Source organism: Proteus penneri (assembly GCF_022369495.1).
GTDB lineage: Bacteria > Pseudomonadota > Gammaproteobacteria > Enterobacterales > Enterobacteriaceae > Proteus > Proteus penneri.
On the sequence record NZ_CP059690.1, the window covers coordinates 1,168,125 to 1,194,706 of the forward strand.

The window sequence follows — 26,582 nt, forward strand, 5'->3', positions numbered from 1 at the left end:
AGAGCAATCAAGTTTAATTAAATCAATTACTTATTATAATAAGTTATTTAGTGAGACTTTTTTGTCTGCGCTGACTACGGAATCAACACCCATTATATTGTCAATTATTTTTTTTCTAGGAGTATTACTTATGGTAGTTGTGTAGCTTGAAGGATACTCTGTAAAAATTAATTTTTGAGGTCATAGATATGAGAATTCTTTCTAGAATAAGTAACTTGTTATTGATAATTATAGGATTGTCGGTGATATCAGTCTCTTCTTATGCTGATCCAAATAATGGGCACGGAAGAGGTCAAAATAAAGGATATCAAGGAGAAAAACCAAATAAATGGCATAATAAATCACAAAATAACCACTTTGATAATGAAACATCTTTCTCAATTTCGTTATCTTATAATGAGGCTAGAGCAATTGCGCTAAATGGTGGATTTACTGGATACTCATCGTTACCACCTGGTATTGCTAAAAATTTAGTAAGAGGAAAACCATTGCCGCCTGGTATTGCGAAGAAAATGGTTCCTGAAAAAATGCTTAACCAATTGCCTTACTATCCTGGCTATGAATAGCGTATTGTCGGAAATGATTTGGTGTTAATTGCATTAAGCACAGCAATAGTGACTTCAATCATTAATAATGTTTTTGATTAAAATATAACGAATTAAATATATTTGATACAGTGGCTGAGATTTATAATCTATAACACATAGTCTTGTGAGTTTAGCAACCTTCAGAGCTTTAGGCCTGTTGAGACTTCCTTTTTTCTTACGAGAAAGGACTTTCTGCTTCCGGAGCAGATTGGTTGCGGACATTGATTAAATATCTAGTGTGATTTGATGTTGGTGCTGGTTTCGTTGGTGTTTCCATTCTATCGTCATAGATCATATTTGCTGGTCACGCAACGACTTAACGTAATATTTTTCAGCATATTAGCAATTTCTTTTAACTTTTTTACCTTTATTTATATTTGTATGGATCTCATTATGAAGATGAGCAATCTTAAATAAAGCGTTTACATAAAAAATAGAATGATTAAGCCAAGTTAAATAAATACCACACATAATGTATTGCTAGTCATCGTTAAATGATCATTTTGTAAAACCGTGTAAGTCAGACCGTTCTGTTACTATTTTGTGTCAATATTTTCTTTTTTACAAATGGGGAAATATTATGTCTACAATGAAAACAGAAGTTATTGTTATTCGTTTAACAAAAAAAGAACGTGCTTTATTGGATTCAATAAAAACAGTACCATTACTTGCAGATTGGATGAAAGAATTAGCTCTTTCTAAATTACAAGAGCAAGATATTTTATCTAATAAATAATTACTAATGCCGACAAGAGGGAATTGAGTCGGCATTGCTATTTTATGGTTTTTGTTGCTGGAGTTTATCGTTTTATCTGTTTTTATTTTTGTAGGATTACTATCTAAATATTGTTATTTAGATGACGAAAGTTGTACTGTTACTGTCAGTTATTTATTATATTCTTATATCTTAAAAAAGAGAGAGTAAGATATATAAATGAAATCAAAAAATTGCTTAATGCAGTAGTTGATATTGATTAAGCTACATAAAATCAAATGATTTAATTGTTTAAAAAAGTATTAGAGTAAAGTGAAAGAGATATAAGCTAGTTATAATGAGGCATGATATTAATAAACATTGCTAATAAAAAAGCCCAATGTGGCGGCATTGGGCTTAGTGACTCGAATAGATGGGTATAAAAAACTATTAGAGATCAATATAAATGTAGTGAATTTTCATTTTATAAATTAACAATAAATGCTTTTTTTAGTAAAAAAGTGTTTTTATGCTTTATCTTGTCTAGTTTTAAGGCAAATTGATGTTTTTTCATTCCCTGTGGGCATATGATGTTACGTGGATTTACTTATTTTTATTTTTTTGCTATGTGAATAGATGGCTCTATGTTCTCTTTTGGCAATACTTAGTAGATAACGATAAGTTGATTTTCCTATTGTGAGGAATATCTGGAAAAATGGCTACTTGAAGTAATAAATTATCTTTATTTAACAGAGGGATATCATTTTATTATTAATAGAGACGGATATGATGATGTTTGGCTTGAAGAGATAAATAAACACGTGTTTTTCATTATGTTATAATTTTTAGCTTAGTTATATTTATATTTTTTATGTGCTTTTATGCGTTGAATTTTATAACTATGTTTAAAAATGTAAAATATAAGAATAATGAGTTATTTCAAAAAATAAAAATATTAATTGATGTTGGTCTTATTTTTAACATAAAGCCAATGACAGCCTAATCAGTTTGAGTAAATATTATAAGAGTATTTAATTCACAATTAATAAGGAAGGTAACTTTTTATGTTTCCAGAATATCGTGATTTAATTTCAAAACTTCGTCAGACTGATCCTGATTTTCGTGCTCTATTTGAACAACATAACGAACTTGACCATAGAATTGTTAGATTAGAGCATAAAGATAGAAGAGGTTATGGTGAAGAAGTTGTTGAGCTAAAAAAACAAAAATTGAAACTGAAAGAAAAAATTCATCAGATCCTCAAAAATCCACCAAAAGAAGAGTAAGTAGTAAAAATAATTTATTCTTGATTAAGAAATCATATAAATTACACAATTTATTTATAAAGAAAAGGCTACTGATGTAGCCTTTTTACTACCTAGGATCTAAAAATGATTAATTAGTTATGTACTATGTCAAAATTCACCTTTCCAAAGTACATCGAGATAAATTATATTTTATTAATAATAAAATTAGCTCTATCAGTTATACCTATTTTAGGTAGCTCTATTAAATTATAATTATATCTTTTATAAACAGCTATCATAGCTAAATAGGTTTCTTCTGCTTCTTTTTTTGTTTGTTTTCTTTCTTGATCTTGAGTATAAATTTCGGCCCATGGTGGTGCTATAAACACATTTGTGGAATAACGAAATAAGTTAATTGCCTTATTAAGGTGTTTTGGGATAGCTAAACCACATAGTAGTAAATACCCTGCAATATCTGGGAGGCCTCTATCATAGAAATAAAGCCTTTTATTGTTGTTTGCTTCATGCCATGACCGTAACTCCCAAATTAACATTGCTTGTGCAAAAGCGTTCGGATCTTCCCATGGTAATGCATTTCCTTCAATTACAATTTGGTCTTGAATGATGGCTCTTCCTGCTTCTAAAGAACAAAGATAACCTCTATTTTCAAGTTCATTTATTAGTGTGGTTTTTCCAGAGCCGGGGCCTCCAGTTAATATAATACGATGTGATTTTACAGGCATGATAACTCCTATAAGTTTATATAATTAATTAAGAGAATGGTGATGATGTATAGAAGGCGTTAAGATGGAGTTGTTAGAGATTAAGTATACTTAAAAAGGGAATTAGAAAAAGTGTGCTAGCATTAAATGCTAATATAAATTTTAAGTAACTTTTATTTTGATAAGAACCGATAGTTTGAAGTCAAATATTATGAACTTATGAGCATAGATAATTAATTATATGGAAATAAAAAAGACAATATTATCATTTTGGGTTCTATTTTTTCCTGTTTCTCCTTTTTTCTTAATTTAGGCATTTTATGCCTATGATGGTATCGAATAGCAATTGAAAGAAGAAGAATTTGATTTTATTATAGAACGCATATGTTTTATTATGATCTGTATATAAGGATTGGTGTGGGTATTGTAAAAATTTCTGATGAGTTACATGAGTACTTGCGAAAAGCAAGTAATGTGATGTCACGCTCTGTTAATGCTCAAGCCGAGTTTTGGATAAAAATTGGCATTCAAGCAGAATTAAATCCAGATAAAACGTTTCCAATGATTATCAATGAAATGCTAGAAAAAGAAGCCATCAAGCAAGAAGTAGAATAAAGAGGGAAGAAGAGTGGAAAAAATAACGATTAAAACAGCTGACGAAATTGAATTAATGCGTGAGTCAGGACGTTTATTGGCAAAAGTTTTTACAATGCTTGATGATTTTATTGTACCTGGTGTTTCTACACTAGAGATTAACGATAAAGTTGATGATTTTATTGTCAATGAACTCCAATCGAGACCAGCAAGTAAAGGTCAATATGGTTATGAGTATGTGCTAAATACATCTATCAATGAAGTTGTTTGCCATGGTGTGCCAAAAGCAGATGAACGCCTTAAAAGCAAAGATATTGTTAATGTTGATATTACACTAGAAAAAAATGGATTTATTGCTGACTCTAGTAAAATGTATATTATGCCAGATGCATCCCCTATTGCGCGCAAATTAGCAAAAATAACGTATCAAGCAATGTGGGAAGGTATTAAGGAAGTAAAACCAGGTGCGACATTAGGCGATATTGGTCATGCTATTCAAAGTTTTGCGCAGAGTCATGGATATAGTGTAGTGAGAGAATACTGTGGGCATGGAATAGGAAGAGAGATGCATGAAGCACCACAAGTACTACATTATGGTATTAAAGGACAAGGTGTTGAATTAAAAGAAGGTATGACTTTTACTATTGAGCCAATGATAAATCAAGGCGGTGCTAAAATAAAAACCAAAAAAGATGGTTGGACAGTTGTGACAAGAGATAAAAAATTATCTGCTCAATCAGAACATACTATTTTAGTAACAGCAACAGGGTATGAAGTACTCACTTTGCGTCCTGAAGAAGTATTACCATAATTGTTACTCTTTTATATTTATAGCCATTTTAAGAGAAAATATTCTTTATAGTTTCAAAATGATTTAGTTTTTAATTAAAGTGGCTACTAATAAATAATAAATAATAAATAATAAATTAAAATAGTGCGTTACAACCGTAAAATAGAGATTATACTAATAATACTTAAAACAATTAAGGCATTAAAAATCGATATTTACTATAATCTTGCACTTCAAATATTATGTTTTAAATTTTGTACTCTGAATATTGTTCTAGAAATTGCTAATAGGATGTTTAGCAAATTAAATAAATTAATTTAAGCCCAAGGAATGGAAAATATGTCAACTACATATCCAATTGTTTTAGTTCATGGTTTATCTGGTTTTGATGATGTCGTCGGTTATCCTTATTTTTATGGTATTGCGGATGCCTTAGAAAAGAATGGCCATAAAGTTTTCACTGCATCTCTTTCGGCATTTAACGCAAATGAAGTTCGTGGTGAACAACTTTGGGAATTTGTGCAAAAAGTTCTCAAAGAAACGAAAGCAAAAAAAGTAAATTTAATTGGCCATAGCCAAGGTCCATTAGCTTGCCGTTATGTTGCTGCAAAACATGCAAAGAGTATTGCTTCTGTTACTTCTATTAATGGTGTAAACCATGGGTCAGAGATTGCAGATTTGGTACGACGTATTGTGCGTAAGGATAGCGTGCCAGAATATATTGCTGATGCAGTAATGAAAGCCATTGGTACTATAATCTCTACCTTTTCAGGTAATCGCAGTAACCCACAAGATGCCGTTGCCGCATTGGAAGCATTAACAACTGAAAATGTAACTGAGTTTAATAAAAAGTACCCACAAGGATTACCTGCCGTTCGTGGTGGTGAAGGGAAAGAAGTTGTAAATGGCGTCTACTATTATTCATTTGGTAGTTATATCCAAGGTTCGATTGTTGGTGAAAAAGGCAATTTACTGGATCCTACTCATGCAGCAATGCGAATATTAAATGCATTCTTTACTGAGCGTGAAAATGATGGTTTGGTAGGTCGTACAAGTATGCGGTTAGGTAAATTGGTTAAAGATGATTACGCCGAAGATCATCTAGATATGGTAAATCAGGTTGCTGGGTTAGTGGGGCGTGGTGAAGATATTGTTGCTATTTATACAAACCATGCAGAGTTTTTGGCAAGTAAAAGGCTTTAATATCCTGCATACTTGTTGTGAAATAATCTAGCACGAATGGCTCTAATCGATTTAGAGCCATTTTTATTTTTAATTACTATTGTTTAATATCTTTGTTAACGCTGATTGAAATAGCATAACCTAATAAATAAAGTGCTTGCTCCAAGCTATCTACTTTTGAGGTTTGATTAATTTCAAGTAAACGTTCTATTTGTGCGCTCGTTAAATTCATTTTTCTTGCAAGATCGGATTTTTTTGTTTTTGTTTCTAACATCGCATTATGTAATGCAATTTTTAAACAGCTGATAAGAGGTAAGTAGACAATAAAATCACCAGATTGCGCTTTAGATGGAGCAGGAATAGGCAATTTACTCGCAATAAATTCTTCAAGACCTACATGTAAAATATCAGAGGCTTCTAGTTCAATATCATCTTCTGTATAAGCAACAGCGTGTATATTATCAAAATCACGGTAGGTAATTTCGTAAGTTTCACTTTCTTCATCAAAATGAGCGATTGCTGGATAGTTGAACATAAATAACCTTTTATATAGTTGAAAGTCGGATTTAAAACGAAATTACATAATATAATGTGCTTTCAAAATTCTTGTGTATAGTACTAAAGTGAAATTTATCTATTTGATATTAAATAGTATGTTAAAGATTAAAGCATATTTATCAAAATTTATCTTCATTTCTTTCTAATGTGAGAAAGAATGAAGTAGATAGTATCTTGTTTGTTGGTTATTACATACTTTACTGGAATTGATAATTAATTTTAGGTAGATCTTATAGTTAAGAAAAACTATCTTATTGATATTCATAAGGTGTTTTTAGGAAGGAGTTGTTTATGTATCCCGTTGATTTACATGCTCATACTATTGCTAGTACACATGCTTACAGTACAGTTAGTGAATATTTCCAACAAGCTAAAAAACAGGGAATTCAATTATTTGCAATTACTGATCATGGCCCAGATATGGATGATGCTCCTCATGAATGGCATTTTTCTAACTTACCGGTGATCCCTCGTATTATTGATGGTGTGGGTATTCTTTACGGTATAGAAGCGAATATTAAAAATATTAAAGGTGAAACAGATTGTAGTGAGAAAATGAGCAAGAAATTAGATATTGTGCTTGCTGGTTTTCACGATCCTGTCATGGGTTCATTAGGGCTAGTTGATAATACAAATGCATTAATTGCAACAATAGCAAGTGGTTGTGTTCAAATGATTACGCATCCTGGAAATCCAAAATATCCAATAGAAATTGCTGAAGTTGCAAAAGCCGCTGCCACTTACAACGTTGCTTTAGAAATGAATAATTCATCATTTATTCATTCTAGAGTAGGAAGTGAGAAAAACTGTATAGAAATTGCGAAAGCAGTACGTGATGCGGGAGGATTAATTGCATTAGGCTCTGACTCACACATAGCTTCTTCGTTGGGAAAATTTGATCGAGTATTAAAAGTATTAGCTCAAATAGACTTTCCACAAGAGCGCATATTAAATGTAACCCCAAGAAGAGTGTTAGATTTTCTAAAATCACACGGTAAAAAAGAGATCCCTGAATTTAGCCATTTTTAATGTTGGGTTAAATAAGTAATAAGAAAGCTATCCTAAGATTAAGATAGCTTTTATGATGTGGGTTGACTTAGCACTTACTGATGAAAAACAGTCAGTTCTTGCTTCAGTCTATCTGACTGTGTTTGCAATGAATCTAATGAACTGACTAATTCTCGGGTCATTGTTGCGTTAGCTTGTGTGGTTTGATCTAATTGATTAATTGCATCTTCAATTTGAGCAATACCATTACTTTGTTCATTTGTAGAAATAGAAATATCGTGGATCATTTCATTAATATTTTCAGTGTGCTTAGAAATATCTACCATATTGTCGTTAGCGTCAGCAGCTAGTTGAAAGCACTGATTTATTTTTTTACTTGAATTAGCGACAAGTATCTTTATCTCTTTTGATGCTAAATTACAGCTAATGGATAATTCTCTTACTTCTTTAGCAACAACAGCAAAACCTTTTCCGTGTTCACCCACTCTTGCCGCTTCTACGGCAGCATTTAAAGCCAATAGGTTTGTTTGAAAGGCGATATTGTCGATCGTAGAAGTAATATCATTAATTTGCTCGGAAAACGTGACAACCTCATGCATATTTTCAACAACGTTAGCGAGCATTTCATTGCTTTGGTGGATCATCGTATCTGTTTTTGTGACTAGTTCACATGATGTTTGTGTATTTTCTGCATGCTGTTTTGATGTAACACTTAATTGTCGTATTCCTGCAGAAGTTTCGAGCACGGCTGCTGATTGTTGTTCAACACGAATAGCAAGATTATTATTCATAACAGCAATATCACTTAATTCTGAATTAATAAGGCCTGAGCTGTGATTGATATTATTGACGATCCGTTTTATCTGATCTCGCATTTTTTGAATATTGGTAGTGAGAATATTTATTTCATATAGACCTTTTGTGGTGACGTCGGTTGTTAATTCTCCATTACTAATATCTTCGATATTTTTCATTATTACGTTTAAAGGTGAAATAAAGTTTTTTCGTAGTACAACTTGGACTAAGAAAGAAAAAATAACTATTAAAACTGAAATAACGATTAAGCTATAAATAATTTTCTGGTACAAAAACTCACCTTCATCCAATGAAGCTGTGTAGTAGTTTTCTAATTGTTGATGATAGGTAGTATAGGCTTGCTCAAAATTGTCTTGATAGGTTTGTGTTGGTTGATTTAAATACTCGTATGTTTTGCCTTGTTCTAGGAAGGCTAAAAATTCAATGAGTGCTGCATTAAGTTCAGTATATTTTTGCTCTAATTGTTGCACATAACTTTGATCTTTAACGTTATGAGGCAAATTCTTGAAACTTTTCCATCCATTCTCAACGTGCTGAAGTTTTTCTTTAGTTTGTTGTAATAATGAAGAGATGTCAGTATTGGCTGTAGCCATTTTATTTATAATTAATAAGTGGCGAGAGCTGGCTCTATTTAAAGTATTACGTGTTTGTAGTAAATTTTTCCAAGTATTATTTAATAGTGATTGTTCATGATAGATATTATTTAGTGTGTTTAAATTTCTCTTATAATCATTAACTGAAGAGAGGAATAAAACACAAGCTAGAGCAAGAAGTAAGATTAAAGAGCCTGTAATAAGCCAAACTAATGTGGTTGTTTTTAAACGTGACATATTAAAAGAGACGTTTGGCAAATAACGTTGTTTTAAGTTCTTAAACATGTAATGTTATTTCCTTTTTCATAAAAATATAACCGTGTAATCTATTGATTTTTTAAGTTTTATTTTTACTTCCTGTAACTGACATAAACAAAGAGTTAAAAAATACATAAAAATATGTTTTTAGGTCACTCTTTGATTTAATGCCATATATCCTTTTGATTTTTTCAAATACTAAAAAATAGTATCGGCATTTTATAAATATTCTTTATGATTATTTATTGTTCTAATTGATAAATTTATCAAATGTATTTTCTCTCTTTGTAATGCTTTGATTTTTAATTAATTTTTCTTAAATATTAAAAATTAAAGATAAAAATAAAAATGATATAAAAGATATTTCCTTAGGAGATAGTGGTTAACTTGTTGATCTATTATTAATTTTATGTGATTAACTCATTTATTTTTAAACAATTAGATTTAAATAGTGTCAGTGTTTCTATTTATAAAATAAAAAAGTAATAATGATTTAAACAGCAATAAATTAAATTATTTTTTGTTTATTTAATAGAACAAATAAGAGTGGCTAACGTTATAAATGAGATAAAAACAAAAAGATAGCAGTAGAAAAGTAAGAAAGTAGATTAAATCGCTATAAACGAAAGGTATATAACCCTTCCATTTGTGAATAAGGATCACATTAATAATGATCCTAATAATGTACGAAAATTTCACATAAAATAAAAACAAGATATTAAAGCGATGCTAGAGAATGACATAAAACCAAGTTACATTAATCTTATTGTGATCCCTAAAGGATGATAATGTGAAAGGATAAATTTATTTATAATTTTAGAGTATTTAACATTAGTGTTTTATAGTTATTTTCCTCAAGATCTTTATCTGTAAAGCCAAAATTTGCGGCTAAATGCCTTAGTTGGTCAATATAGAGTGGGAGTTTACTTTGGTCGTCCGTCATGATAGCAAATTCAGCAAATGAGCCTAATTTATCTAACTTATCAATAGTAATATGAAACTTATCTAGAAAATAAATTTCTCTTGATTTTGTATAATTGAGAATACAATGGTAGCCAAGAGTCGTAAACATGGAGACTGTTTTTCCTGCATCTTCGATACGAACAGCTTCACATTGCGATAAATCAGGGCCTTTAACGATAAGAAGATTTATTCCTGCGGGAAGCATTTTTCTTACACATAAACTGATAGTTGGAGCTGAAAATTCAGTATTTTTATGTTCCATATACCAATCTGTTTCTTTATTCTCAGGCGTAAATAATGTGGCACCTGCTTTTTTTAACTCATTAATAAATTTTTGTGGATTTTGAAGGTGATATTTTAGTTCAGCTTCAAATTTTCCTTGAAAATGTTCAGACATACGTTTTCCCCAAATTAGCGTTAATGAATTATAGCATTAACAATGTATCCTTTTGGGATAAAAAAGAACTTTTAATGTTATTTCATTATTGTATTTATATTTTTTGTAAATTAGATAAAAATATTTAAATAGAACAATAGATAACATTACTATCAAATAAGAGGTAGGGGATATAGTGTTTTTAATAAAAAAAGAGTAAGAGAAAATAAAAGGGGCATTGCCCCCTTTATTATTACAGAACACCTTCAAATGGGTTCCAACTTTGATCATTTTTAGTTTCTTTTAAATAATAGGCATAGTTGGCTGTTATGGCCCATAAAATGTTAACTGCAATACCCACCGCATTGATAACACCATTATTTACAGGTAAAAAGCCAATAATTGTGAAAATAGCAATATTAATAGCAAATAATGTTAATGCTTTGCGCCATAAACCTAAAATAAGAAAATAAATAAAACCAAAGAAAAATGCCCAGATATTCATTCCAATAAGAATACGTTTACCAAAGGTAAGCTCTTTATACGCAGCTTTAAATTCTGGTGTTTTAGGTGAACCATATTTATCAAAAAATGAAAAACGTTCTTGCCATTTTTCAGAAATTTCTTTACTCATTTTAATTCCTTTTACCCTGTTGATTAAAATTAGCTTTAATAGAAAAAGTATCTTTACATAATTTAACATTATGAACAATATAAATTTATTATGAGATGATGAATTTATTGGTTTATATAAAAAGCATTAAAGTGAATGTATTTTGTTTTTTTAATAATTATCTTATTGCTTCAGAATATATTTTTAATCATTACTCTTAAAGATAATAACGATAAAATAAAATACCATTTTAAATTGATTTTATGGTGAAAAGAATAAGAAATCTGGCTTATGAAAAATACCAGATTTCTTATGGAAGATGGAAGTGGGCGATTAGCGCACGACTAATACAGATGATTCTGCGTAACTGACCACAGAAGATGCGGTAGAACCTAGAAGATAAGTTTTCATACCAGGGTTACGAGAACCAATGACAATCAGCTCTGCTTGAATTTTTTTTGCGGTTTCTAAAATTTTATCGCGAGGATTACCTATAGACACATAAAATTGAGTTGTACTATTTGGAATATCAATGTGCGATAAATTTTCTTTTAGTGTGGATAATGCAATTTCAATCCGTTGTTTATCACTTGCTAGTCTGTCTTGTCCTGCGAATGCAAATCCGACAAAAGACTCATAACTTGGGATGACTGATAAAAAATGAATATTTAATTTGTCAGCGACAGACAATGCTTTTAGATGAGACACAACCTTGTCTAATAAACCAAGCTCTGTAAAATCAACGGGTACTAACACTGTTTTTGTCATAGTGGCTCCTAATTAACCTTTTATTATGATTAGGGCTTTAATATTAATTTTTTGTACATACAAATATGAGTTACCTACTAATCTTATCAGTCAAAACGAAAAACTGCACAAAATTTGAAATTATTTTTATTTTTTGAGAGTTATGTATTTTTTATATGAAAAAAATGAAAAAGAATTGCTGGCTGAAAAAATAAATGTGTCGCAATATCAAATAGAAATTATAAAAAATAGAGAATAATAATAGCTAATGGATGAATGTTTTATTTTTCTAATAACGATTGTTGTAGATATTGTTTTATATATACTTATTGATATATGACAAAGCTTATTTTTATATTTTATCATGGATAAAATATGATTTTTATTTAATGTTAATCTGAATTTCTTGGATTATAAAGAAAAGTTTAATAAATGTAAAAAATCAAAGCTAAAAATAATATTTATATATTTCAATTGGTTGCTATATTTACCTTAACAGTTAAATACAAGTTTACTCTTAATGATAATAAGTGTTATTTAGCTTTATAAGAGTATTTAAAACATATTACAAATGAGATTGGTTTTTATTTTTATTACAAGGAATTAATTGAAAAAATAAATAAATCACACCTAAATCGCTATATTTTTATTTTTAACCGTGCATAATACCCATAATGTTAATTTTCATCGCAAAGGACGTAAAATATGTTACATCAAGATATGATCAATAAATTGAATGAACAGCTAAATTTAGAGTTTTACTCGGCAAATCTGTATTTGCAAATGAGTGCTTGGTGCGACGATAAAGGATTTGATGGCGCTGCTAAATTTTTAAAAGCTCACTCTCGTGAAGAAATGGAACATATGCACCGTTTATTTGATTACTTAAGTGATACAGGTGCAATGCCTTTACTTGGAGCGATTGAAGCTCCACCTGCTGAGTTTTCATCATTAGCTGAGTTGTTCGATAAAACTTACAAACATGAAAAACATATTACATCTGAGATTAATAAATTAGCACATGTTGCAATGACAACTCAGGATTATTCAACATTTAACTTCTTACAATGGTATGTTGCAGAGCAGCATGAAGAAGAAAAATTATTCAAATCAATCCTAGATAAATTAGCAATGGTCGGTGATAGTGGCAAAGCTTTATTCTTATTAGATAAAGATCTGAACACATTATCAGCATCTGCACATGTTTAATTATTAGTAAAGCTTTTAGATAGCTTAAATTACTAAATAACTTATTACGCTCTGCTGTGAATGAATAGCAGGGCGTTTTTTATTCTTTTGTATTGCCTTCTTTACGATTCTTATCTTTTATTTTTTTCCTTACTTATATTGTTTGTTCTTGCCCCTAAAAAAATACTTATTGAATGCTATTTATACAGGGGGATTATTTTACTTTTAGTTTTATTTGGTTATGTATTGAACTGTTTAGACTGTCAATATGGGTATTATATTTTTTCAAAGTGTAAAAATGGGTGATATTTGAAACAGAAACTGCTCTAAATAACATATATTTTGAGTGCTAGTTCACAACCTTTTATTTCTAATATCAAGAAGCAAAGATCTTGACGTAAAATTGCTATAAAATATTTTCATAAATAAAAAAATCACCTGTAATTTAAGAGGTTATTATGTCATTAAATACACTTAAGACATCTTGGGGTAAATTATCGGCTATTGCTGTTTTATTCCTTGGTATGTCATACCAACAAGCATTAGCACATGCACACTTAAAATCACAGTTACCTGCTGAAGGTGCTGCGATTGAACAAGCGCAAGCGCCTAAAGTTATCACGCTAGACTTCTCTGAAGGTATTGAATTAGCCTTTAGTAAAATCAAAGTCACTAATAGTGATGGTAAAGAAATCACCGTAGGAAAGCTGAGTTTAGATCCTGTTAACAATACGAAATTATTATTGCCTTTAGAAAGTGATTTATCAGAAGGTGATTATTTAGTTAATTGGAACGTTGTTTCTGTTGATGGGCACAAGACAAAAGGTTCTTATCAATTTAGTGTAAAATAATGACACCTGAAGACGTTTATATTTTATGTCGCTTTTCCCATTTCGTGGCAGTCATGTTTATGTTCGGACTGAGCTTCTCGGCTGCCATTCTTGCTAAAGATAAGTTCATTCCTCTTATTCAGGTTCGTTTGCGCCCCGCATTAGCTATTAGCACAGTTATCGTCTTTATTACGACTTATTTATGGATGATTGTGCAATCTGGTATTATGGGAGAGGGTTGGGAAGATGCCTGGTCAATTATAATATGGCGAGCGATCTTAGATACTTCATTTGGTCAAGTTTGGCAATGGCAATTGGTATTAGCAACCGTTGCATTGGCTATTTTATTTATACACCAACGCTATATTCGCAACTTTTCTTTATTAATTATTTCTTCAGTTATGTTGATCTTACATGCATCAATTGGTCATGGTGCCATGTTTACAGGATCAGAAGCCGTATTCTATAAAGTTAATCAAAGTGTTCATCTTATTAGTGCTGCGTATTGGTTTGGTGGTCTATGGCCATTTGTCGCTTGTTTGCAGTTTTTACGGAATAAAGATGAGCTTGCAGATGGGATGATCAAGCCTATCATTGGTACAATGAAGAAGTTTTCACTTTTTGGTCATCTTGCTGTTTTATTGGTGACAATTACCGGTATTATCAGTGCTATTATGTTAATTCCTGGATGGCCGGCAGTACAATTATCATCTGAATACCAAAGCATGTTATGGCTTAAAATTAGTTTAGTGTTGTTAATGCTTGGTTTAGCTGTAATCAATCGTTATGTCTTAGTTCCTCATATTCGTAAGAAAAATAACTTTCAATGGCTGCTAGTAAATAGTTGGCTTGAACTATTATTTGGAACAATGGTTATTTTTACCGTAGCCATCTTTGCGATTAACTCACCTGTATAGATTGCGATATAATTTAAAAAACCTAATTTCTTAAGTGAGATATCTACATGAAACGTTTCTTATTCGCGGGAATGTTAATGCTCTTTACTTTTCAAGCATTCTCGGCGGCACCTATTTCAACGGTCAGTAAGCTTCAATTTGGTGACGATTGGCCATTTACACGTGAAGAAGTGATGCTTAATTGTCGTGCTGATGGAGCTTGGTTTGTGATTAATCCAGCAACACTGATGCAGTATCCTCTTAATGAAATTGCAATGAAACAAATGGAAAGTGGCAAAGTAAAAGCGCAGCTAATTGATGTTATTTTGCTACCAGATCCTCATTCACCTGAAAAGAAAAAATCAGTAGAAGTGATACAGAACGCGATTAAGTCGCTTTGTGAGAACAATTAATCAATTGATTGATAATATAGATAAGAATTTTTTATTTTTATCATGTTGATTTAAATAATAAAAATAAATAACAACGATTTTTTGAGTAGAAAATAGTGTGCTACTAGGTTGTTTACTGGATCTTTACATATTGTTAGCTAATATTTAACAGTAGGTTGTGAGATAGAAAAGTCTGAGAAAGTCTGAGAAAGTCTGAGTGAGTTCTCGATTTTTGTTTATGCCGTAAGCAACATTTTACTTTTTAGCGCACGGCTCAAAATGAGCCATTTCCCTAAGCCAGATAAATGATTTATCTGGCTTTTTTTATTTCGCTTTAGCATCTCTTATGCCACTTTTAAGATCCAATGGTGGTTTTCTTTGTCATAAGCATGACGATAAAGCAGAATATTTTGATCTTTCAATTGGGCTGGAATGCTGGTGTTTTCATCCCATCCATCTAATTGCATGCAAAATTCTTTGTCATAATCACATGGTATATGAATATAAGCTAATTGATTATCGACAGAGTGTTTTAAAGTAATATCTTCAATTTCATAGCAAGCAATTTTCAACGTTATCTTTTTCATAATAAAACTCCGGTTTAAGCGATGTTGTGTTCTGTTATGTTTTGTTAGAGGCATTTATTTCAAAGAATGCTTTTTGACCAAACAGAATTAAGCATAGTATAAATGGAATTGATTTCCAAAATTTTTTTTGAAAATAAAAAAGCGGATCATTTTTTGTGATCCGCTTTAAATAAATCTTCTGAAATAGGGTAGAATTATCTAATTTTTAAGGTTTAGGTATTGCCGTTCCCCATTCATTCCAATCTTTAGGCTCTTTAGCATTTAAAATGAAATTCTGTTCCTGTTTCGCTTTTGATTGTAATGGCGTGGAAGGTGGTGTTGCAAATGTAATGCCTCCACGTATAAATTGTTTAAATGTTCCACTTCGTATAACACCACCCGTTAAACCAAAGGAAAAGTTATATCCAGAGGAAAGCCAGAATTCGGTATTATTTCTAACAAGATATTGATATTTTTTACTGATTCGAATGTGAATTAAGACTCTATCAGACATGTTTCCTAATTCAAGGCCTGTCACAGCACCAACTTCAAGACCTCGATAATAAATAGGCGTACCAATTTGTACTGAGCCGGCTTCTGTAGCATTTAAAACAAGATTTAATCCATCAAGATAGCGAGAGTCTGTAATATTGGATGTTTGTAATTCAAATTTACGATATACGCCCCCATTGCCGGGCTCTGCTTTAATATAAGGTTGAATAAGTGAATCTAAGTTATCTAATCCCGATGCTGTTAATTCAGGAGTAACAACAGCGAAGCGACTGCCTGATCTCGCAAAGGTTTTGACATAATCAGGGTAGAGTACTGCTGAAACAGTCACGGCTTTTCTATCAGGTGAAAGAATTAATGATTCGACTTGTCCAATATCAATGCCTAAATAACGAATAGGCATCCCTTCAGAAAGCTTACTCGCATCGTAAGTTTTTAAAGTGATTTGAGCACCAATAGCCCTAGCACTAGTTTCTGATGAATAGAGTTTGTAACGTGAGGCGTTATTATTGATATTTTCAAAGTTATCGAAGCTAATAGCCCCTTTTAAGGCTCGATTTAATGGTGTCGCTTCAACGGTTAATCCTGAACCATTGACGGAAACTTTTGCCGCACCTTCAGTCCAGAAAACACTTTTTTCAGTAAGAAGGTGGCGATATTGTTTGGAAATATAAATATCAATATCAAACTCATCAATTAATGGCCTGACATCAGTGATTTCACCAACTTGAAATTGATGGTAAAGCACAACAGAGCCTTTTTGAATACCTGGAAGGCTGGAGGCTTTTAACGTTAATGTCACTGGTAATTCATTACCATTGATGCTTGCTTTAGCAAAAAAATCATTGCGATACAGACGGTACTGCTCTTTAGGGGTACCTTTGTTACCTTGAATAAGATGAATACCGCCTTCAAGCCATTCTTGAGGAGAAGCACCTTGAATATCAATACCATTTAAACCCATATTGACGTTTATTCGGCTATTGGCAACAAACTTGCTGTTTTCATAAATATAATGTTTATATTCAGGGGCGATAATAGCATCGAAGATAACACCATCATCACTTATATTACGTTGTATGACTTGGCCAATAGTTATGCCTCTAAAGAGAATAGGTTGTCCTGCATCGACGCCCCAACTTTCTTCACTGGTTAAAGAAATAATTAACCCATCTTCACCATATATTGCTTTACCCGCCTCAACAGAGGTAGCCGATTGTAAAACAAACTGCTGGTTTTCTTGTGCGGGTTGACTGTTTTCTGGGGAGTCAAAGGCTATCGCACCGTTAATTAAAGCAGAAACGCTTTCCATTTTAATGGATACACCACTTTTTAAATTAAAATTACCTTGGAATCCAGATACATTCCAAAAATGGCTGTCTTGACGAATTAAGTGCGCATATTGTTTATCAATACTTAATTCAATAAAAACGCCTTGGTTGTCAGGACGAATTGCGTAGCTATAAACTTTCCCTACGGGAACTTGGCGGTAATAAACTTGAGAGTCAACATTGAGTGATCCTAGTTTATCTGCTGTTAAGGTAATTAATTGCTGGTTTTTATCAATATTTGCTTGAGGGCGAACTTCTTGAGCAATAAATTTAAACTGCTTTTCACCATCACCGGGTAGCATATTGATGTAGTTACCACCTACTAAAGCATCTAGCCCTGATACACCTGATAGGCTCGCTTTAGGTGTAACAAGCCAAAATTGTGTATTTTTCCGTAATGCGGTGGCAAGGTTTTTTCGTACATCAGCTGTAACAATAACTCTGCGTAAGTCATCGCTTAGAGTGACATCTTTAACTATTCCTACATCAACGCCTTGATAGCGGATTGGTGTTCTACCAGAGACAATCCCTGAAGCAGATTGAAAATCAATCGTGATTTGTATACCTTTATCTTGCCAATGTTGGAAAAGCAACCAACTAGCAATAAACATGGCGATAACAGGGAGCAGCCAAAATGTCGAAATTTTACGCTTGCGGCGTATTTGGGCTTGTGTGTCCTGAATGTCGTTTTCTTCTTGTTGCATAAGTATCCCATAATAAACGACTATCCAACCATTCAACGGCAAGGATAGTAAGAATAACCGCAGTACCAAAATAAAAAGCCGCTGGCCCCATTGTAAAAGTCATCAATTGATCTCGATTAATCAATGACATCATCAGCCCAATCACAAAGAGATCAAGCATTGACCATCGCCCTATCCAAGAGACGAAACGGTATAATTTCATTCGAAGTAGGGGATCAATACTAGAATTAAAATGAATGCTTAATAATAAGCCCAGCATAATTATAATCTTAAAAAAAGGTACAAAAATACTGGCAATAAAAACAATAATCGCAATTGGGGTATTGCCTGAATTCACTAACGAAAGTACACCTGAAAAAATAGTATCTTCACTACGTTGACCATTTAAATAGAAAATAGAAATAGGCAATAAATTTGCAGGTATTAGCAGAATTATTGCTGAAATTAATGCTGCCCATGTTTTTTGTAAACTCATTGGCTGTCTTGGGGTATAGCAAGATTTACAACGTGGGCAGTGTGTTGATGGTGTTCTTTTAAAATGATAATGGCAAGAATGGCAAGTTGCAGGACTTTTTTCTATTTCTTTTTGCGGATAAAAGCGTTGCCAAAGCTGGTCCATATTAATGTTAATTAGCATTAATAAGCTAAGTATCATTAAAGAAACAAAAGCAATTAGACCATTGCCAATATAGACGGTTGCATAATCGCCTAATTTTATTGTTGCAACAGCAAGCCCAATTAAATAGACATCTAGCATTACCCATTCTTTTAATTTTCCTAACATTAATAAGACTGGGCGAAGATTAAGGCGTAAGCGTGTTCCTAAATGGAGATATAAAATAGCGATAGGGAGGCTAAGAGGGGCTACGATAGCACAAAAGGCGACCATTGTTGCAGTAAGAGGAGAACCTTGCTCTGACATTATGCGAATGCCATCAACCACATTCGCCGTTATCATTGTACCTAATAGGTGAATTTTAATTAATGGCTGAGTAAATGCTATTGATGCCAAAATGAGCATTGTAATAGAGAGAATAAGTAGACGAGTTAATGACCAATATCGATAAGATGCGAGTTTGGCTTGGCAACGAGGGCAATAAGCATCCTCCCCACGCTTTAATGCAAGAGGTAGTGTCACGAGGTGATCACACTCTTGACAGCGTATTGATTTCTTTTCCTTTGTTGCAATATTGTTCACTATGTTGCTCGTTAATTCGCCTAAGTTGGTTTTTTCAAGAGTTATCGTTTGATTAAGTTAAAAAAAAGTACCTATACTCAATGGTTCACAAGTTATCATTTTTATTATATTTATGCCTTTCATTTTACAATACAAAATGTCTGATTTTTTTTGTGGGTGTTAAGGAGATATTATCGTTTTTTTGCCCAATTCTTGAAGATAGAGTATTCAACCCCAAGATAAAATAGGCTAAATTACGAGTTTGTTATCTATTTTAGTTACGTAAATAAGGTTTAATGATGCCAAAATCGCTTTTTTATCAGGAGCTCACTGATAATTTGTCAGCCTTGTTGTCTGGTGAAAATGATCTTATCGCATCACTTGCTAATACCAGCGCACTTCTTTACGAGAAGTTAGATACGATAAATTGGGTTGGATTTTATCTTAATGATGGTGATTCATTAGTTCTTGGCCCATTTCAAGGCAAAATTGCTTGTGTCAGAATAGGTTTTGGGAAAGGAGTTTGTGGAACTGCATACTCCGAAAACAGAATTTTAAGAGTGGATGACGTTCATCAATTTAGTGGACATATTGCTTGTGACAGTGCAAGTCAGTCTGAAATTGTTTTACCTTTAAAAGTAAATGGACAAATTATCGGCGTTCTCGATATTGATAGTCCTATTTTTGATCGTTTTGATAAAAAAGATGAAATTGGGCTTAAAGCGTTGTGTGACGTGCTCTGCGAGCATTTAAAAACTTGTCATACAGCAAAATATTGTGAATTTTATGTAAGTTAACAGGCGTTTGCCATAGAAATTGTTGGCAACACTATTATAATGTCGCTTGTTCATGCCTGCGCTGGTTGGCAAAACCGTTGTAATCAGGAAATTTCATGGAAAATCAACCTAAGTTGAATAGTAGTAAAGAAATCATCGCTTTTTTAGCTGAACGTTTTCCTAAGTGTTTTATTGCTGAGGGTGAAGCTCGCCCTTTGAAAGTTGGCATTTTTCAAGATCTTGTTGAAGATCTAAAAGATGAAACTCAACTGAGCAAAACACAGTTACGTTCGGCATTACGCTTGTATACCTCAAGTTGGCGCTACCTTTATGGAGTTAAAGAAGGAGCAAAACGTGTCGATTTGAATGGTAATGACTGCGGCGAACTGGAAGCTGAGCATATTGAACATGCTCGTACACAATTAGCAGAAGCTAAGGCGCGTGTTCAAGCTCAGAGAGCAGAGCAACGTGCTAAGAAGCGTGAAGCTGAGGGTGATAAAGAGACCAGTAAACGTCCGGCAGCGAAAAAGCCAAATAATACGCGTCGTCAGCCACCTAAAGATGGTGAAAAACGACAGCCTCGTCCTCAAAAAGCGACTCAAGCACCTCGCAAAGCACCACCACGCAAAAATACTGAAAAGTTAATTCCAGTGAAAGACACATCAGTTCTTACTGTTGGTCAATCGTTGAAAGTTAACGTTGGTAGTAGCGTAATGGACGCGACAGTGCTAGAGATAGCAAAAGAGGGTGTACGTGTACAATTGCCTAACGGTTTGGCAATGAATGTACGCACGGAACATTTAAAGTTCTGATACGGAGGCCAACCAGAGCATGAACAAACTTCTAAATGTGGCTTTTGCTATCGGATTAACGTTAATAGGCACTTCTGTTGTAATGGCTGAGAAACCAGCCACTCCAGCAATGGTAACTATTGATCAGTTACCCGAATTAAAGCAAGAGCCGCAGCATTCTACTGTGAGCGAGCGAGTAACCTCTCGTTTTGAACGTTCCCATTACCGCCAATTTTCGCTAGATGCGAACTTTTCTGAAAAAATTTTTAATCGCTATCTTAATTTATTAGATTATAGCCACAATGTATTGTTAGCATCAGATATTGCCCAATTTGATAAAGAAAAAACCAAAGTAGGTGAATATCTGAAAAAAGGAGAGCTTCAGCCCCTTTATGATCTCTTTAATTTAGCGCAAAAAAGACGTTTTGAACGTTTTCAATACGCCTTAAACCGCCTAGATAAACCCATGGATTTAACTGGTCAAGATAAATTTGAGTTAGATAGAACAAAAGCACCATGGCCACAGACTCAAGCTGAGCTAGATAAACTTTGGGATGAAAAAGTAAAATATGATTGGTTAACGCTGAAATTATCTGACAAAACAGATAGCGAAATTAAAGAGACATTAACTAAGCGTTATAAAGCTGCGCTACGTCGTCAAACGCAAAGCCAAAGTGAAGATGTTTTCCAAATCATTATGTCGGCATTCGCCCGCGAAATCGACCCTCATACAAGTTATCTATCACCAAGAAATACTGAAGCCTTTGATTCTGAAATGAGTCTATCCTTAGAAGGAATTGGCGCTGTATTACAGATGGATGATGATTATCCTATGATCAACTCTATGGTAACCGGGGGGCCGGCTGCAAAAAGTAAAGAGTTGAAAGTGGGTGATAAAATTATTGCAGTAGGGCAACAAAATAAACCGATGGTTGATGTTGTCGGTTGGCGACTTGATGATATCGTTGCTTTGATTAAAGGGCCGAAAGGTAGCCAAGTAAAATTAGAAGTTATTTCTGATGAGAAAGGCGCTAAACCAAGAACAATTACTTTAGTCAGAGAGCAAATCCGTTTAGAAGACAGAGCTGTTAAGCTAACTGAAAAAGTAATTAACGGTGATAAAGTCGCAATTTTGGATATTCCAAGTTTTTATGTTGGTTTAACTAATGACGTAAAAACGCAGTTACAAAGAGTGGCGAAAGATAATGTTTCATCTTTAGTCATTGATTTGCGTGGTAACGGTGGTGGTGCTTTAACAGAGGCGATTTCACTTTCAGGATTATTTATTCCAAGTGGTCCTGTTGTGCAAGTCAGAGATAACAATGGTCGTGTTCGACAAGATTTTGATAAAGATGATGTCGTGTATTATAAAGGGCCACTGGTTGTTATCGTAAATCGCTTTAGTGCTTCTGCTTCTGAAATTTTTGCAGCAGCAATGCAAGACTACGGACGTGCATTAATTGTCGGTGAGCAAACGTTCGGTAAAGGAACGGTTCAGCAATATCGCCCATTAACTCGAGTCTACGATCAAATGCTAAGTCCTGATTGGCCGGGTTTAGGTTCAGTGCAATATACTATTCAAAAATTCTATCGAATTAACGGTGGTAGTACTCAGCTTAAAGGAGTAACACCAGATTTGCTGTTACCAAGCTTTGATAGTGCTGAAATGGGGGAGAGTTTTGAAGATAACGCGTTGCCTTGGGATAGTATCTCTCCAGCAAGCTATCAGCTATCTGAATATTCAGACAAATTAAAGGCGGCGTTAGTACCGTTAACTGAACAACATACTAAGCGTATTGCAAATGATAGAGAATTTTCATACATCTTTGCAGATATTCAGCGTTATAACGATGCTAAAGCAAAAGGTGAAGACAAATTTGTTGTTTTAAACTTCTCTGAAAGAGAGAAAGAAAACAAAGAGTTAGAAACCATAAAATTAAATCGTATTAATGAGCGTTTTAAATTAGAAGGTAAACCAGCATTGAAGTCACTCGATGATTTACCTAAGGATTATGAAGGTCCAGATCCTTATTTAGATGAGACGGCTAAAATTGCGGTTGATCTCTCAAAAGTGCTTAAACCTAAGAAATTATTAAATTAAGTTATCTTTTATAACAACTGATACTTAAAATCAGCCCCAATAGTTGGATAACCAATTGTTGGGGTTTTTTATATTTATTTTAATCAAGATATAAATTTGTTATTGCTAATCAATATTTATCAAGTTTTCTATTAAAAATTGTTTAAGAAAACCAATAGTATGTTTTTGGATGGGAGCATTCATATTTTTAGTTATTCACTATATTAAGTTACCAGTAATATAAATTTTTTTAATAAAAGGATAGTTAAATTTAGCTTTATGTCACTTTATTTTTAATTCGAAATACATTTTGAGTAAATTTTGTAAGCTATAAAAGAGAATGTTAGGCTAATTTTTAGATAAGAAGTGAGTTTCTTATTTGATAAGTTGAATAAAGAGATAAAGCGACTTTTAATTGTGATTAATATCTCATTTAATGGTGCTTGAATTGTAATAAATGTAACATATTGTGACAACGATCTCTTAAATTGACAAAAAATTACTATAACATACAGATTATGAAGATCTCGCGTCACTTTGGAATATTGACGCATTAGCTAAAATCACTACCTAAATAATGACTCATTTTTATTCTATGAGTCAAAAATGTATTTTTAGAGAAATAATCATAACTAAAATATTATATTTTCAGATTAAGGATCTCTACGTAAGGAATGATGATTAAAGGAAATTGATTTATAATTTTCTTATCGAATTTTATTAAGAAAAATACGTAAATATAAATATGGTGAGATATCCATATTCGTTTCCTGCGCCAAAAAATGACTCTATTGCTTGAAGTTAGTGCAACTTTAAATTAATCAAAGGTTATTTTTTAGCTAAATAAAGAATGGTGCTTTATTAAACTTGCTGAGTATAAATCAGCATAATTTAAATATTTATTAACCAGGTTGCATTAAGATGAAAGTAACAAAATTAGTATTGTTTATGCTGTCTCCTTGTTTCTTAGCAGTAAGCGTTGCTAATGCTGCGAATTGGGAAAATTCAATTAAAGAAAGTGCATTTATTTCAGATTCAGAACTTGAGCTTTCTACAATTAATATGTGGAAGTATTTGAAAACTGAAAACCGTTTTGATAAACAAGAGCAACGTTATAGAAAGCAAGTTGCTAATGCTTGGGGGCAAAACTTCCAAGCTGATTTCAAATCAGGTTATTTAGGTGGCATTCTAGGATTTGATGTTTCTTATTATGGTGGTATCAAATTAGGCGCAAGTAAAGACTTCGCCTCTCGTGCAATTTTATACAATGATGATGGTGAAGCAAAAGGCTATAACAAAATTGGTCAACGTTTCGCAAAAGTTAAATTTGATTTAGATCCTGTGTTAATTAACGGTAAAGCAGGTTGGTTTACATTAAAAAATACCGGTATTTTTACGAACTCACAGCGCTTATCATTAAACAGTTATAATGGTTATGCGACTAATACAGCAATGGGTGATTGGAGCTTAGATTTATTGTTCCTTGACGGTAAAGTAATGCGTCGTGATAGCCCAAATATCGACAGAATGTATTTCAGTGATGGTAATGGTGTTAGACATAATATCGATCATGTTCTTACCGGTGGCATTAACTACAACACTAAACCGTTAAAAGTATTTTATTTCTATGGTCAAGCGGATGATGTATTTCGTCAACATGGTTTAGAAGCAAAATATAAATTAACTTCAGATGTGACCATGGGTGGCGTCTTTTATTATCATGATTATGGTAGTGATGGTAAACGTACATTAAGTGATGCTAATAAGGGTAAGCGTAACTTTGATCATGACGCATGGCACGTTGCAGGTACCTTGGAGTGGCGCATTCCAGAGTCACCATGGACACTACGTACAGGTGTGACATATACCGATGCAGAAAAAGCTAATGGTGTTGGTCAATTTGCTCGTAATCCAATTGGTAATACCCGTGGGCGTTTTAACTCACCAGCTTACGCAGATATCGACTATGTCCGTGATGGTGAGGTTATGGGCGCATTAGAAGCTGAATACAGAGTTAGTAAAGAGCTGTCTGTTGGTGCGCGTACCAACTATAGTGAATTCAGCTATTCTGGTGAAAGATTAAAACAAGGACAGTTTGGTTTATTTAGCTACTGGAAACCAACCGCAAATCTTTCTGTTTCTTTAAGCGGTGGGATCGGTTGGCACCACCAGCAAGAAAACGACTATACCACACCAAAACTTTATGATGGTCACTCACAACGAGCTCATTCATTATCTGGCTCGATGACAACCACATATCGCTTCAAAATGTAATTTATAGCGGTAATTGAGTCCATTATTACTGGTATAAAATGCACGGCTTGCATATGTTGTGAGTCGTGCATAAAAAGCAGAGATAGTTGCTCTATCGAGCACGGTAAATGGTAGCATCTACATATTACGGTGCTTTTTATGATAAACTTGTTGTCACAATATTAAACGATACCAGTCTTTCCTAAATAAATCCCTTCCGTTTGAAAAAATAGAAAATTCATATCATCTATTATCAATCTTACTTTATACTTAAGTTCTAAATGATGCTTAATATTAGGCGTTCACTGACTATTTTTTTATCAAAATGTAAAGTTATATCGTTTTTAATATTAAATAAGTTAAAAGGCTTGATAAAATCTAAAAAAGCCTTATTTATAAGACAGTTTTAGCAATGTGATAATTAGATAAAATAGGAACAATATCAATATGATGAGAATTGCTTTATTCCTGTTAACAAACTTAGCTGTTATGTTTGTTTTTGGGATCATCTTATCTTTAACAGGCATACAAGGTCGTAGTGTTCAAGGCTTGATGATCATGGCGGGCTTATTTGGCTTTGGTGGTGCATTTATCTCACTATTAATGTCCAAATGGATGGCATTACGTTCAGTGGGTGGCCAAGTTATTGAAAACCCAACTTCAGAAGTAGAACGTTGGTTATTAGATACGGTAAGACGCCAGTCTGAACAAGTTGGTATCAAAATGCCACAAGTGGCAATTTATGATGCGCCTGATATTAATGCGTTTGCAACAGGTGCTCGTCGTGATGCTTCGCTGGTGGCTGTCAGTACTGGTTTGTTAGCCAGTATGAGTCGTGATGAAGCAGAAGCCGTTATTGCCCATGAGATTAGCCATGTTGCTAATGGTGACATGGTAACCATGACTTTACTGCAAGGTGTTGTGAATACCTTCGTTATCTTTATTTCTCGTATTATCGCTCAATTTGTTGCTAATTTTGTCTCTAATGATGAAGAGAGTGAAAATAGCAATGGAAACCCATGGGTCTATATGGGGGTTTCAATGGTTCTGGAAATTGTATTCGGTATTCTTGCCAGCATTATAACAATGTGGTTTTCACGTTATCGTGAATTCCATGCGGATGCAGGTTCTGCAAAGCTTGTTGGTCGTGAGAAAATGATAGCTGCATTACAACGTTTGAAAACGAGCTATGAGCCACAAGAAGAAAGTAGCATGATGGCTTTTTGTATTAATGGCCGTAATAAGTCATTTAGTGAGTTATTTTTATCTCACCCACCATTAGATAAGCGTATTGAAGCACTGCGCAATGGTGAGTACCTGAAATAAGGTTGAGAGTTTAA

At 33.1% G+C, this 26,582-nt stretch carries 25 protein-coding genes and 1 pseudogene; 17 read left to right on the forward strand and 9 right to left on the reverse strand.

Features of this window, described 5'->3' with window-relative positions; all coding sequences use genetic code 11:
* Positions 1-188 precede the first annotated feature (188 nt).
* From H1225_RS05320 to H1225_RS05330, 4 genes and pseudogenes are all read left to right on the forward strand, one after another.
* A pseudogene (locus tag H1225_RS05320) lies at positions 189-647 on the forward strand (anti-virulence regulator CigR family protein).
* 520 nt (positions 648-1,167) lie between these two features.
* Complete coding sequence (locus tag H1225_RS05325; protein ID WP_006537179.1) at positions 1,168-1,323, forward strand: hypothetical protein; 156 nt, start codon at positions 1,168-1,170, stop codon at positions 1,321-1,323.
* A 689-nt stretch (positions 1,324-2,012) separates the two neighbouring features.
* Positions 2,013-2,123, forward strand: a complete 111-nt coding sequence (locus H1225_RS18405) for a hypothetical protein (protein ID WP_420910163.1) — start codon at positions 2,013-2,015, stop codon at positions 2,121-2,123.
* 222 nt (positions 2,124-2,345) lie between these two features.
* The gene (locus tag H1225_RS05330; protein ID WP_072062611.1) at positions 2,346-2,567 is read left to right on the forward strand and encodes a DUF465 domain-containing protein; all 222 of its coding nucleotides are present in this window, start codon (positions 2,346-2,348) and stop codon (positions 2,565-2,567) included.
* Positions 2,568-2,731: 164 nt separating this feature from the next.
* Here H1225_RS05330 and H1225_RS05335 read toward each other — a convergent pair whose 3' ends face one another.
* A complete protein-coding gene (locus tag H1225_RS05335) occupies positions 2,732-3,271 on the reverse strand; it encodes an AAA family ATPase (protein WP_161707056.1) in 540 nt (179 codons plus the stop codon).
* 396 nt (positions 3,272-3,667) lie between these two features.
* On the opposite strand from H1225_RS05335, the gene H1225_RS05340 reads away from it, so the two are divergent.
* The 3 genes from H1225_RS05340 (at position 3,668) to H1225_RS05350 (ending at position 5,837) form a co-directional block, all read left to right on the forward strand.
* Positions 3,668-3,865 (forward strand): ParD-like family protein, encoded by a 198-nt coding sequence (locus H1225_RS05340; RefSeq protein ID WP_036913277.1) that lies wholly within the window; start codon positions 3,668-3,670, stop codon positions 3,863-3,865.
* A gap of 13 nt (positions 3,866-3,878) precedes the next feature.
* Positions 3,879-4,655, forward strand: a complete 777-nt coding sequence (gene map, locus H1225_RS05345) for a type I methionyl aminopeptidase (RefSeq protein WP_109400290.1) — start codon at positions 3,879-3,881, stop codon at positions 4,653-4,655.
* Between the two features lie 318 nt (positions 4,656-4,973).
* Positions 4,974-5,837 (forward strand): lipase family alpha/beta hydrolase, encoded by an 864-nt coding sequence (locus tag H1225_RS05350; protein WP_109400289.1) that lies wholly within the window; start codon positions 4,974-4,976, stop codon positions 5,835-5,837.
* A 76-nt stretch (positions 5,838-5,913) separates the two neighbouring features.
* On the opposite strand, the gene H1225_RS05355 is transcribed toward H1225_RS05350, so the two are convergent.
* Positions 5,914-6,351 carry a type II toxin-antitoxin system HicB family antitoxin gene (locus tag H1225_RS05355; RefSeq protein ID WP_109400288.1) on the reverse strand — a complete coding sequence of 146 codons (438 nt, stop codon included), beginning with the start codon at positions 6,349-6,351 and terminating at the stop codon, positions 5,914-5,916.
* 314 nt (positions 6,352-6,665) lie between these two features.
* Between H1225_RS05355 and H1225_RS05360 the strand changes: the two genes are divergently transcribed.
* Positions 6,666-7,403 carry a phosphatase gene (locus tag H1225_RS05360; protein WP_161723877.1) on the forward strand — a complete coding sequence of 246 codons (738 nt, stop codon included), beginning with the start codon at positions 6,666-6,668 and terminating at the stop codon, positions 7,401-7,403.
* Positions 7,404-7,477: 74 nt separating this feature from the next.
* On the opposite strand, the gene H1225_RS05365 is transcribed toward H1225_RS05360, so the two are convergent.
* The 4 genes from H1225_RS05365 to H1225_RS05380 form a co-directional block, all read right to left on the reverse strand.
* A complete protein-coding gene (locus H1225_RS05365; protein ID WP_239739542.1) occupies positions 7,478-9,076 on the reverse strand; it encodes a methyl-accepting chemotaxis protein in 1,599 nt (532 codons plus the stop codon).
* Between the two features lie 781 nt (positions 9,077-9,857).
* Positions 9,858-10,409: a class IV adenylate cyclase gene (locus H1225_RS05370; RefSeq protein ID WP_109847635.1), complete on the reverse strand. Its 552-nt coding sequence runs from the start codon at positions 10,407-10,409 to the stop codon at positions 9,858-9,860.
* A gap of 232 nt (positions 10,410-10,641) precedes the next feature.
* Positions 10,642-11,022, reverse strand: a complete 381-nt coding sequence (locus tag H1225_RS05375) for a DUF2628 domain-containing protein (RefSeq protein ID WP_161727418.1) — start codon at positions 11,020-11,022, stop codon at positions 10,642-10,644.
* 312 nt (positions 11,023-11,334) lie between these two features.
* Positions 11,335-11,769: a universal stress protein gene (locus H1225_RS05380; RefSeq protein WP_072062602.1), complete on the reverse strand. Its 435-nt coding sequence runs from the start codon at positions 11,767-11,769 to the stop codon at positions 11,335-11,337.
* Positions 11,770-12,453: 684 nt separating this feature from the next.
* Here H1225_RS05380 and ftnA point away from each other — a divergent pair.
* The 4 genes from ftnA (at position 12,454) to H1225_RS05400 (ending at position 15,075) form a co-directional block, all read left to right on the forward strand.
* The gene (gene ftnA / locus H1225_RS05385) at positions 12,454-12,957 is read left to right on the forward strand and encodes a non-heme ferritin (protein WP_006537159.1); all 504 of its coding nucleotides are present in this window, start codon (positions 12,454-12,456) and stop codon (positions 12,955-12,957) included.
* 437 nt (positions 12,958-13,394) lie between these two features.
* A complete protein-coding gene (gene copC / locus H1225_RS05390; protein ID WP_006537158.1) occupies positions 13,395-13,787 on the forward strand; it encodes a copper homeostasis periplasmic binding protein CopC in 393 nt (130 codons plus the stop codon).
* Positions 13,787-14,683 carry a copper homeostasis membrane protein CopD gene (copD, locus tag H1225_RS05395; RefSeq protein WP_072062601.1) on the forward strand — a complete coding sequence of 299 codons (897 nt, stop codon included), beginning with the start codon at positions 13,787-13,789 and terminating at the stop codon, positions 14,681-14,683. Before copC ends, copD begins: the two co-directional genes overlap by 1 nt.
* Before the next feature lie 47 nt (positions 14,684-14,730).
* Positions 14,731-15,075: a YebY family protein gene (locus H1225_RS05400; protein ID WP_072062600.1), complete on the forward strand. Its 345-nt coding sequence runs from the start codon at positions 14,731-14,733 to the stop codon at positions 15,073-15,075.
* A 323-nt stretch (positions 15,076-15,398) separates the two neighbouring features.
* Here H1225_RS05400 and H1225_RS05405 read toward each other — a convergent pair whose 3' ends face one another.
* From H1225_RS05405 to yebS, 3 genes are all read right to left on the reverse strand, one after another.
* Complete coding sequence (locus H1225_RS05405; RefSeq protein WP_006537154.1) at positions 15,399-15,641, reverse strand: DUF1480 family protein; 243 nt, start codon at positions 15,639-15,641, stop codon at positions 15,399-15,401.
* Between the two features lie 205 nt (positions 15,642-15,846).
* Complete coding sequence (locus tag H1225_RS05410) at positions 15,847-18,165, reverse strand: PqiB family protein (RefSeq protein ID WP_109847633.1); 2,319 nt, start codon at positions 18,163-18,165, stop codon at positions 15,847-15,849.
* A complete protein-coding gene (gene yebS, locus H1225_RS05415; RefSeq protein WP_072062598.1) occupies positions 18,107-19,363 on the reverse strand; it encodes a membrane integrity lipid transport subunit YebS in 1,257 nt (418 codons plus the stop codon). The genes H1225_RS05410 and yebS overlap by 59 nt, the downstream gene beginning before the upstream one ends.
* Positions 19,364-19,641: 278 nt before the next feature.
* Between yebS and H1225_RS05420 the strand changes: the two genes are divergently transcribed.
* From H1225_RS05420 to htpX, 5 genes are all read left to right on the forward strand, one after another.
* On the forward strand, positions 19,642-20,139 hold the full coding sequence (locus H1225_RS05420) for a GAF domain-containing protein (protein WP_072062597.1): 498 nt from the start codon (positions 19,642-19,644) through the stop codon (positions 20,137-20,139).
* 95 nt (positions 20,140-20,234) lie between these two features.
* Entirely contained in the window at positions 20,235-20,930 is a 696-nt protein-coding gene (proQ, locus tag H1225_RS05425) for an RNA chaperone ProQ (RefSeq protein WP_006537148.1), read from the forward strand.
* Between the two features lie 19 nt (positions 20,931-20,949).
* The gene (gene prc / locus H1225_RS05430) at positions 20,950-23,010 is read left to right on the forward strand and encodes a carboxy terminal-processing peptidase (RefSeq protein WP_161671583.1); all 2,061 of its coding nucleotides are present in this window, start codon (positions 20,950-20,952) and stop codon (positions 23,008-23,010) included.
* Between the two features lie 900 nt (positions 23,011-23,910).
* On the forward strand, positions 23,911-25,263 hold the full coding sequence (locus H1225_RS05435; protein ID WP_109847630.1) for an OprD family outer membrane porin: 1,353 nt from the start codon (positions 23,911-23,913) through the stop codon (positions 25,261-25,263).
* A 426-nt stretch (positions 25,264-25,689) separates the two neighbouring features.
* The gene (gene htpX / locus H1225_RS05440; RefSeq protein WP_023582403.1) at positions 25,690-26,568 is read left to right on the forward strand and encodes a protease HtpX; all 879 of its coding nucleotides are present in this window, start codon (positions 25,690-25,692) and stop codon (positions 26,566-26,568) included.
* Positions 26,569-26,582: the final 14 nt, after the last annotated feature.

What these genes read in the sequence shown, in the direction of transcription:
- H1225_RS05405 (WP_006537154.1), bottom strand. Translation starts at nt 15,641, where the DNA reads ATGAAAAAGATAACGTTGAAAATTGCTTGCTATGAAATTGAAGATATT.
- H1225_RS05350 (WP_109400289.1), top strand. Translation starts at nt 4,974, where the DNA reads ATGTCAACTACATATCCAATTGTTTTAGTTCATGGTTTATCTGGTTTT.
- H1225_RS05420 (WP_072062597.1), top strand. Translation starts at nt 19,642, where the DNA reads ATGCCAAAATCGCTTTTTTATCAGGAGCTCACTGATAATTTGTCAGCC.
- H1225_RS05325 (WP_006537179.1), top strand. Translation starts at nt 1,168, where the DNA reads ATGTCTACAATGAAAACAGAAGTTATTGTTATTCGTTTAACAAAAAAA.
- prc (WP_161671583.1), top strand. Translation starts at nt 20,950, where the DNA reads ATGAACAAACTTCTAAATGTGGCTTTTGCTATCGGATTAACGTTAATA.
- H1225_RS05330 (WP_072062611.1), top strand. Translation starts at nt 2,346, where the DNA reads ATGTTTCCAGAATATCGTGATTTAATTTCAAAACTTCGTCAGACTGAT.
- H1225_RS05435 (WP_109847630.1), top strand. Translation starts at nt 23,911, where the DNA reads ATGAAAGTAACAAAATTAGTATTGTTTATGCTGTCTCCTTGTTTCTTA.
- proQ (WP_006537148.1), top strand. Translation starts at nt 20,235, where the DNA reads ATGGAAAATCAACCTAAGTTGAATAGTAGTAAAGAAATCATCGCTTTT.
- H1225_RS05400 (WP_072062600.1), top strand. Translation starts at nt 14,731, where the DNA reads ATGAAACGTTTCTTATTCGCGGGAATGTTAATGCTCTTTACTTTTCAA.
- copC (WP_006537158.1), top strand. Translation starts at nt 13,395, where the DNA reads ATGTCATTAAATACACTTAAGACATCTTGGGGTAAATTATCGGCTATT.
- H1225_RS05360 (WP_161723877.1), top strand. Translation starts at nt 6,666, where the DNA reads ATGTATCCCGTTGATTTACATGCTCATACTATTGCTAGTACACATGCT.
- H1225_RS05335 (WP_161707056.1), bottom strand. Translation starts at nt 3,271, where the DNA reads ATGCCTGTAAAATCACATCGTATTATATTAACTGGAGGCCCCGGCTCT.
- ftnA (WP_006537159.1), top strand. Translation starts at nt 12,454, where the DNA reads ATGTTACATCAAGATATGATCAATAAATTGAATGAACAGCTAAATTTA.
- H1225_RS05375 (WP_161727418.1), bottom strand. Translation starts at nt 11,022, where the DNA reads ATGAGTAAAGAAATTTCTGAAAAATGGCAAGAACGTTTTTCATTTTTT.
- copD (WP_072062601.1), top strand. Translation starts at nt 13,787, where the DNA reads ATGACACCTGAAGACGTTTATATTTTATGTCGCTTTTCCCATTTCGTG.
- H1225_RS05355 (WP_109400288.1), bottom strand. Translation starts at nt 6,351, where the DNA reads ATGTTCAACTATCCAGCAATCGCTCATTTTGATGAAGAAAGTGAAACT.
- H1225_RS05410 (WP_109847633.1), bottom strand. Translation starts at nt 18,165, where the DNA reads ATGCAACAAGAAGAAAACGACATTCAGGACACACAAGCCCAAATACGC.
- H1225_RS05370 (WP_109847635.1), bottom strand. Translation starts at nt 10,409, where the DNA reads ATGTCTGAACATTTTCAAGGAAAATTTGAAGCTGAACTAAAATATCAC.
- htpX (WP_023582403.1), top strand. Translation starts at nt 25,690, where the DNA reads ATGATGAGAATTGCTTTATTCCTGTTAACAAACTTAGCTGTTATGTTT.
- H1225_RS05365 (WP_239739542.1), bottom strand. Translation starts at nt 9,076, where the DNA reads ATGTTTAAGAACTTAAAACAACGTTATTTGCCAAACGTCTCTTTTAAT.
- H1225_RS05380 (WP_072062602.1), bottom strand. Translation starts at nt 11,769, where the DNA reads ATGACAAAAACAGTGTTAGTACCCGTTGATTTTACAGAGCTTGGTTTA.